The 7,322-nt window shown below is 75.5% G+C and carries 7 protein-coding genes and 1 pseudogene; 5 read left to right on the top strand and 3 right to left on the bottom strand.

Annotated elements, in window-relative coordinates; genetic code table 11:
• Both DQW06_RS04645 and DQW06_RS04640 read left to right on the top strand, forming a co-directional pair.
• Positions 1-380: pseudogene (locus DQW06_RS04645) on the top strand (flagellar motor protein MotB); the annotation flags it as partial.
• A 115-nt stretch (positions 381-495) separates the two neighbouring features.
• Positions 496-1,515, top strand: a complete 1,020-nt coding sequence (locus tag DQW06_RS04640; protein ID WP_117198017.1) for a glutathione S-transferase family protein — start codon at positions 496-498, stop codon at positions 1,513-1,515.
• Positions 1,516-1,631: 116 nt separating this feature from the next.
• Here the strand turns inward: DQW06_RS04640 and DQW06_RS04635 are convergent, their stop codons facing one another.
• Together DQW06_RS04635 and DQW06_RS04630 are read right to left on the bottom strand one after the other, a co-directional pair.
• A complete protein-coding gene (locus DQW06_RS04635) occupies positions 1,632-2,885 on the bottom strand; it encodes an FAD-dependent oxidoreductase (protein ID WP_013152278.1) in 1,254 nt (417 codons plus the stop codon).
• Positions 2,886-2,900: 15 nt separating this feature from the next.
• Positions 2,901-3,740: a TetR/AcrR family transcriptional regulator gene (locus DQW06_RS04630; protein ID WP_013152279.1), complete on the bottom strand. Its 840-nt coding sequence runs from the start codon at positions 3,738-3,740 to the stop codon at positions 2,901-2,903.
• A gap of 458 nt (positions 3,741-4,198) precedes the next feature.
• Here DQW06_RS04630 and folP point away from each other — a divergent pair, with 458 nt between their 5' ends.
• Genes folP through DQW06_RS04615 form a run of 3 tightly spaced genes read left to right on the top strand, consistent with a single transcriptional unit; the run spans position 4,199 to position 6,538 of the window.
• Entirely contained in the window at positions 4,199-5,059 is an 861-nt protein-coding gene (folP, locus tag DQW06_RS04625) for a dihydropteroate synthase (RefSeq protein ID WP_013152280.1), read from the top strand.
• A 13-nt stretch (positions 5,060-5,072) separates the two neighbouring features.
• Positions 5,073-5,783, top strand: a complete 711-nt coding sequence (locus tag DQW06_RS04620; RefSeq protein ID WP_013152281.1) for a hypothetical protein — start codon at positions 5,073-5,075, stop codon at positions 5,781-5,783.
• Positions 5,765-6,538 (top strand): pyrimidine reductase family protein, encoded by a 774-nt coding sequence (locus tag DQW06_RS04615; protein ID WP_081461702.1) that lies wholly within the window; start codon positions 5,765-5,767, stop codon positions 6,536-6,538. Before DQW06_RS04620 ends, DQW06_RS04615 begins: the two co-directional genes overlap by 19 nt.
• 245 nt (positions 6,539-6,783) lie before the next feature.
• Here the strand turns inward: DQW06_RS04615 and DQW06_RS04610 are convergent.
• Positions 6,784-7,322 (bottom strand): TetR/AcrR family transcriptional regulator (locus DQW06_RS04610; RefSeq protein WP_157983340.1); only part of this gene is annotated, 539 nt, incomplete at its 5' end.

Below are 7,322 nucleotides of genomic sequence, written 5' to 3'. Positions count from 1 at the left end.
GCGCCGTGCGCTCCCGCCTCCCGAAGCCGAGCGGGACCGCGTCCGCTCCGGCGGCCCAGGCGTCCCCGTCCGCCCCGGCGGCGCGGTCCGAGCAGCCCCCGCTCCCGGACCAGCCCGCCCGCCCCGAGCGGGCCCGCGCCCGCGCCCAGAACGCGGCCGCGTCCGGCGCGGAGCCCCTCACCAGCCGCGCGGAGCGCATGGAGAGGCGCACCAGGGCCGAACGCAGGAACGCCACCGCCCCCGCCGGAGCCGTCGCCGAGCACCCCGTGCCGGACACCGATGGCGGGGAGTCGGACGGGTCCCAGCCGTCCCGGCCCCTGCTCCGCAAGCCCAAGAAGGCGGGACGCGGAAGGAGCTGGCGCCCCAGGGACAACTCCTGACCCGGGGCCCGCACCCAGGTGTCGTGGCGCGGACGGCCGGAGCCGACTCCGTACACTGCACGGACAGTGTGCGCGGCTCCGGCCGCGTCCCGCCAGCGTGACGAGGGGGTCGCAGATGAGGGCCAACCAGATGCCCACCGAGGAGATCACCCGCGACCCGGCGGCCTTCGCCGACCGGGTCACCGCAGACGGCCGCTTCGGCCGCCGCGCCGCGCCGGGCCGTTACCGCCTGGTCGTCAGCCGCGCCTGTCCCTGGGCGCACCGGGTCGTCATCACCCGTCGGCTCATGGGTCTGGAACAGGCCGTCTCCCTGGCCGTCACCGACCCCCGCCAGGAGGTCATCGAGGGCGACCCGCACTGGGTGTTCACCGAGGCGACCGGCAGCCCCGGCGACAGGGACCCCGTCCTGGGCATCCACGCCCTGCGCGAGGCCTACCTGGCGCGCGACCCCTCCTACGACGGCGGGGTCAGCGTCCCCGGCCTGGTCGACGTGGAGAGCGGCCACCTGGTGACCAACGACTTCGACCAGCTGGTCCGGGACATGGACACCGAGTGGGGCGGCCTGGTCAGGGACGGCGCCCCGGACCTGTACCCGTCCGCGCTGCGCGACGAGATCGACGCCCTGTCCCGGGAGGTCTACACCGACCTCAACAACGGCGTGTACCGGGCCGGGTTCGCCCCCGACCAGAGGCGCTACGACGCCGCGGTCGCCGCCGTCTTCGCCAGGCTGGACGCGCTGGAGGAGCGCCTCTCCGGTCGGCGCTACCTGGTCGGGGACTCGATCACCGAGGCCGACATCAAGCTCTTCCCGACCCTGGTGCGCTTCGACGCGGCCTACCACGGCCACTTCAAGTGCAACGTCCGCAAGCTGTCGGAGTACCCGGCGCTGTGGGCCTACGCCCGCGACCTGTTCCAGACGCCGGGGTTCGGCGACACCACCGACCTCGACCACGTCCGGATCCACTACTACTGGGTCCACACGGGGATCAACCCCACGCGGATCATCGCCGCAGGACCCGATCCGCGCGGCTGGCTCACCCCGCACCACCGCGAGGAGCTGGGCGGCAGCCCCTTCGGCGCCGGGACCTCCCCGGGGCCGGTTCCGAGGGGCGAGCGCGTCCCCGACATCTCCTGACCCTCGCGCCCCGGCCGCACCCCTCCTGGCGCGTCTCCGATCCGCTGGTGGACGTACCGGAACCGTGGCCGGTGTGACGCCAGTGGCCCTGAACCGCGATGGCGGGTTTGCCGCCGCTAACGGGCCGCGCGTGCGGGGCCGCGGCGGGCGAACCCCGGTATGTGCTCGGGGCGCAGGCCCTTGCCGATGAGGTAGGCGGGCACGAACGACAACCAGGGCATGCGGTCCAGGGCCGCCAGCACGGGCTTGGGCGGACCCTGCCGCTCGCCCCTGATGATCGGTTCGGCCAGCCCCCGGTGCATGAGGCGCTGGAGCGTCTGGACCGCGACCGTCGGCACGATCCGCCGCCTGCGCACCGCGGCCAGGTCGCGGGAGGCGAGCGAGCGCCCCTTCAACGGCCGGGCCAGCAGTGTCGCGGCGGCCACGGCGTCCTGCACGGCGAGGTTGATCCCCACGCCCCCGAGGGGGGACATCGCGTGGGCCGCGTCGCCGATGCACAGCAGGCCCTCCACGTGCCAGCGGCGCAGCCGGTTGACCCGCACGTCCAGGTGCTTGACCTCGTCCATGGACCGCAGGGCCCCCACCCGGTCGGCCAGCTCCGGCATGAGTTCGGCGAGGTCGCGCCGGAAGGCCCCGATCCCGCGTGCGCGCAGTTCCCGGTCGGTGCCCTTGGGGCCGATGTAGGCGATCTGGAGGTAGCCCTCACGCGGGATGACCACGGCGAACCTGCCCGGGGCCGCACGCGGGGTCAGGGTCGCGCGGTCACCCGACTCACGGGGCAGGCGGAACCACCACGCGTCGATCCCCACCGGGAACTCCCGGGACACCAGACCCGTCTCGCGGCGGGCCAGCGACCACCGCCCGTCACAGGCCACCGTCAGGTCGGCGCGGATCTCCCCGTCGCCGTCGAGGTCCCGGTAGCGCACGCCCGCCACCCGGCCGGACTCGTGCAGCAGCCCCGTCACCTCGGTGTCCATCCGCAGGGTGAAGGCCGCCTCCTCGCCGCCCGCCTCGGCGATGAGGTTGAGGAAGTCCCACTGCGGGACCATCGCGATGTAGGGGTGGGCGAGCCCCCGCAGCCTGCGGAAGTCGGCGACGGTCACGGTGCGGCACCCGCCCAGCGGGAAGGCCACCTCGTCCAGCCTGCTCTGCGGCAGCCGGGCGAACCGCTCGTACAGGCCCAGCTCCTCCAGCAGCTCCAGGGTGGAGGGGTGCACGGTGTCCCCGCGGAAGTCCCGCAGGAAGTCGGCGTGCTTCTCCAGCACGGTGACCTCGACACCGGCCCGGGCCAGCAGCAGGCCCAGAACCATTCCGGCGGGGCCGCCGCCGACGACCACGCAGGTCGTACGCTCGCTCGTGCGTTCACTCATGGCGACTCCGCTCGTTCAGGGCGATTGTGGTGACGTGTCGGCGGTGTTCGGATCGGTCGCGACGGCGCGCAGGAAGGACTCGGCGAACACCGCGCTGACCTCCTCGATCCCGGGGAACTCCACACCCTCCACTCTGTCCAGGGCCGGGCGCAGCATGCAGTGCACGGCGATCGGGGCGAGCATCTGCTGGATCAGCAGGGGGACCGTCAGGTCGCGGACGCGGCCCGCGGCCACCTCCCCGGCCAGCCACCCGCCCAGTCCGGCGAGCAGGCGGGGGAAGAAGAACCGGACGAGCAGGTCGGAGGTGGGTCCCTCGGGGCGGGCGAACACGTCGGCGAGCATGGCGGGCAGCACCCGGGGCTCGCGGCTGAAGGCCTTGCCCAACAGGCGGTAGATCGCCCGGACCCGGTCGGCCAGGTCACCCGCCGGTCCGCTGAGCACCGCCTCCAGGTCCAGGATCGGGCCGTAGCGCTCGAAGACCGCGCGCAGCAGCTCGTCCCGTCCGCCGAAGGTCGCGTAGAGGCTGTGCACCGAGCACCCGGCGGAGGCGGCGACCGCCTCCAGGGTCGCCGCGGCCAGTCCCTGTTCGCTGATGAGGCCGCCCGCCGCCTCGACCGCGCGTTCCCGGACGGGGCGCTGCCCGCCCGGGTCCACGCCCGAGGCGCGCACCGCCTCGTCCAGGGCCCGGCGCGAACCCCCCACACGGCGCAGGAGGGTGCTGCGGGAGATCCCCGCCTCCTCCGCGATGGCGATCAGGGGCACGTCGGCCACGTCCTTTCCCAGGTTCTCCGAGGCGCGGACCGCCGCGCTCACGAGGCCGGTCGGGATCCGTGGACTGTTGAGCTCTGACATCATGGCAAAGGTAACACGTAGGCGAGTATCAGGGAAGGGTGGAAACCCCTCGCCCTCGAAGCGCCGGAGCCGGTCCGAGCCGGTCCGGTCCGCGCTCCCGGCGGGCCCGGGCCCCGGCTGAGGGACCGACCGGAACTGTTGCCCCTGTGCTCCGCGAGCCCAGAGCCGCGGTGTGGCCCCGGGCTCGTGCGGCGGGTCCGGGGCCGTCCGCCTTCCCGCCCGCGGCCGTGAACGGCCACCGCACGGACACGCCGCCGGAGAGCCGCGTGTGCGACGGGGCCCTGCGCGCGGGCAAGGACGCGTCGCCGGACCCCCTCGGGCGGACGTGCCCTAGTGTTGGCCGCTGGGGGGAGGGCCCCGTGCGCGAGGGCCGGTGCGGGCACCGGCTACCGCCGCCCTCGCCCCGCCGGTCGAGCGGCCGGTCCGACGCCGACAGGGAGACAGAGGGAAGTGAGCGGCCGGTGCTGAGACTGCGCGGTCGGGAGTACGACGCGGACACGACGCTGGTCATGGCGATCGTCAACCGCACCCCCGACTCCTTCTACGACAGCGGTGCCACCTGGGACGACGGTCCCGCCTTCGAACGCGTGCGCAGGGTCGTGGCCGAGGGCGCCGACATCGTGGACATCGGCGGCGTCACCGCGGGCTACGGCCAGCCGGTCGACGCCGACGAGGAGAAGCGCCGCGTGGTCGACTTCGTGGCTGCCGTCCGCGCCGAGTTCCCCCAGCTGGTGATCAGTGTGGACACCTGGCGCGCGTCCGTGGGCCGGGCGGTGTGCGAGGCGGGCGCGGACCTGCTCAACGACGCCTGGGGCGGGTACGACCCGGAGCTGGCCGAGGTCGCCGCCGAGTTCGACGCCGCCCTGGTGTGCACCCACACCGGCGGCGTGGCCCCGCGCACCCCGCCGCACCGCACGCGCTACGAGGACGTGGTGCGCTCGGCCGTCGAGGACACGGTCGCCCTGGCCGAGCGCGCGGTCTCCCTCGGCGTGCACCCGGCGTCGGCGATCATCGATCCCGCGCACGACTTCGGCAAGAACACCTGGCACTCCCTGGAGCTGACCCGGCGCCTGGACGAGATGACCGCCACCGGCCGACCGGTCCTGGTGTCGCTGTCCAACAAGAACTTCGTCGGCGAGACCCTGGACCTTCCCGTCGGCGAGCGCCTGACCGGCACACTCGCCGCGACCGCCGTGTGCGCCTGGCACGGGGCGCAGGTCTACCGCGTGCACGAGGTGGCCCAGACGCGGCAGACGCTGGACATGGTCGCCAGCATCCGCGGGGTCCGTCCCCCCGCGCGGGCCGTGCGGGGACTGGTGTGAGGGAGGGGAGAGCGTGATCGTCGCGACCGCCGTCTGTCCGCATCCGCCGCTGCTCCTGCGCGAGCTCGGCGGCGGCCTGGACCCGCTCGCCGAACTGCGCGAGGAGTGCGAGTCCGCGGTGAAGGCCCTGGCCGCGGCCGAACCGGACCTCCTCGTCGTCGTCGGCGGGCACGACGTCTCGGCCGAGCACGCCGAGGCGCTCGTGCCGGTCCGCGAGTTCGGCGGAACGGGGAGGCGGGTGCCCCGGGAACGGACGCTGCCGCCGAGCCTGGGCGTGGCGCGGCGCCTGCTCGACACCGTCGGCTACCGCGGACGCGTGGAGATGCTCACCGTGGCCTGGGGCGCCTCCGCCGCCGAGGTGGAGGAGCTGGGGCGGCGGATCGCCGCCCGCACCGGACGGATCGGCCTGCTCGTCATGGGCGACGGCAGCGCCCGGCGCGGCGACAGGGCCCTCGTGCGACCGGACGAGCGCGCCTTCGCCTTCGACGAGGAGGTCCGCCGCCGCCTGTCCGAGGGCGACTGGGAGGGGCTGGCCCGGCTGGACCCGGCCCCGGCCGCCGAGCTGATGGCGCAGGGCCGGGCCGCGCTCCAGGTCATGGCGCACGCGCTCGCCGCCGACGCCGACGACGGCCGGGGCGGCGAACCGGCGCGGCCGCGGGTGCTCTACGCCGACGACCCCTTCGGGGTCATGTACTTCGTGGCGGTGTGGCCGTGCGGCTGCTGATGAACGACGCCGCCCCCGGCGCGGCCTCCCCGGGCCAGACCCTGGACGCCTCCGCCCTGGAACGGCTCTACGCCTACCCCGACCGGCCGTGGCTGCGCGCCAACATGGTCGCCAGCCTGGACGGTGCGGCGGCCGGGAACGACGGCCGCACCGAAGCCCTCAACACCCCCGCCGACCTGGTGGTGTTCACGCTCCTGCGCGACCTGGCCGACGTGGTCCTGGTCGGCGCCGGAACCGCGCGCGAGGCGGGCTACCGCAGGACGGGCCCGCGTACCGGCGACCGGGCGGCCCGCGCCGTCGCCGAGGGCCGCGCCGACCGGCCCGAGATCGCCGTGGTCAGCGGCAGCGGACGGGTTCCGCCGCTGCTGGCCGAGCCGGCCGGGGAGGGCGGCGGGGTGCTGCTGGTGACCTGCGGGGCGGCCGGGAACGAGGCCCTGGACCGGGCGCGCCGCACCCTGGGCGAGGACCGCGTGCTGGTGTGCGGGCGCGAGCGCGTGGATCTGCGCGCGGCGGTCGGGGCCCTGGTACGGCGCGGACTGCCCCGGATCCTGTGCGAGGGCGGGCCCCGGCTGCTGGCCGACGTGGCCGCGGCCGGTCTGCTGGACGAGATGTGCCTGACGGTCGTCCCGTTGATGGCCGGGGGAGTCCAGCAGCGCGTCGCGGTCGGCACGGCGGCCGACGCGCCGCTCGTGCCCGGTGTGCTCATCGAGTCCGAGGGCACCCTGCTCCAGCGCTGGCTGCGCCCGCCGAGCTGACCGCCGGGCCCGCGCGCGGAGCGCCTTCCACGGGCCCCGGCGGGAGCGATCGCCGACCGCTCGGCGGGCCCGGTACCCGTGGCGGACCCCGGGCGGCCCTTCCGCGGGGTCGGCCCCTCCACGGGGCGGGACCGGTCGCGCCGGGACTCCTCCGCGGTCGGCGGACCCGGTTCCGGAGCGGTGCCGAGACCCCGTGCGGTCACCGGCGCTCCTCGCGGTCGGCGGGCCGGAGCGCAGCCGCTCGGCTACCGGCGCACTTCGCGGTCGGCCGCTCCCGTCCCGACCCCGTCCACCAGCGGGGCCAGCACGAAGTCGGCCAGCGGGAACGCGTGCTCGTCCACGTGCTCGCGGGCGCGTTCGCGCTGGCCGGGGCCCATGGTCAGCGCGTGCACCAGGACCGTCCCGTACAGCGCCTCGGTGAAGGGGGCGGTGTCGGCGCCCGGCGGCAGCTCGCCGCGTTCGACGGCCCTGCGCACCATGTCCGCCATCCCGTCGCGGTGCACGCGCACCAGCCGTTCCTGGAGTCCCACGAAGGTCTCCATCCCCGTGGTGGCGTCCACAGCCACGCGCAGGGTGACCCAGCCCGACGGGGCCAGGAAGTGGTCCAGCAGGGCCGAGGCCAGCGCGCGGGTGTCGCCGCGCAGGCTGCCGGTGTCGGCCGCGGCGGGCGGCCGGGTGTGCTGCTCGATGGCGTCGGCGAGCAGGCGTTCCTTGGTCGGCCAGCGCCGGTACAGGGCGGCCTTGCCCACCCCCGCCCGGCGGGCCACCCCGTCCAGGGTGAACG

The sequence above is a fragment of the Nocardiopsis sp. TNDT3 genome (genome assembly GCF_003427465.1).
Taxonomy (GTDB): Bacteria; Actinomycetota; Actinomycetes; order Streptosporangiales; family Streptosporangiaceae; genus Nocardiopsis; species Nocardiopsis dassonvillei.
Note: the sequence above shows the minus strand (reverse complement) of the source record. Positions and strands in the feature narration are given on the sequence as shown.

Bases quoted from the DNA above. Each gene is read 5' to 3' on its own strand.
- DQW06_RS04635 (WP_013152278.1), bottom strand. From the start codon at position 2,885: ATGAGTGAACGCACGAGCGAGCGTACGACCTGCGTGGTCGTCGGCGGC.
- DQW06_RS04630 (WP_013152279.1), bottom strand. From the start codon at position 3,740: ATGATGTCAGAGCTCAACAGTCCACGGATCCCGACCGGCCTCGTGAGC.
- DQW06_RS04640 (WP_117198017.1), top strand. From the start codon at position 496: ATGAGGGCCAACCAGATGCCCACCGAGGAGATCACCCGCGACCCGGCG.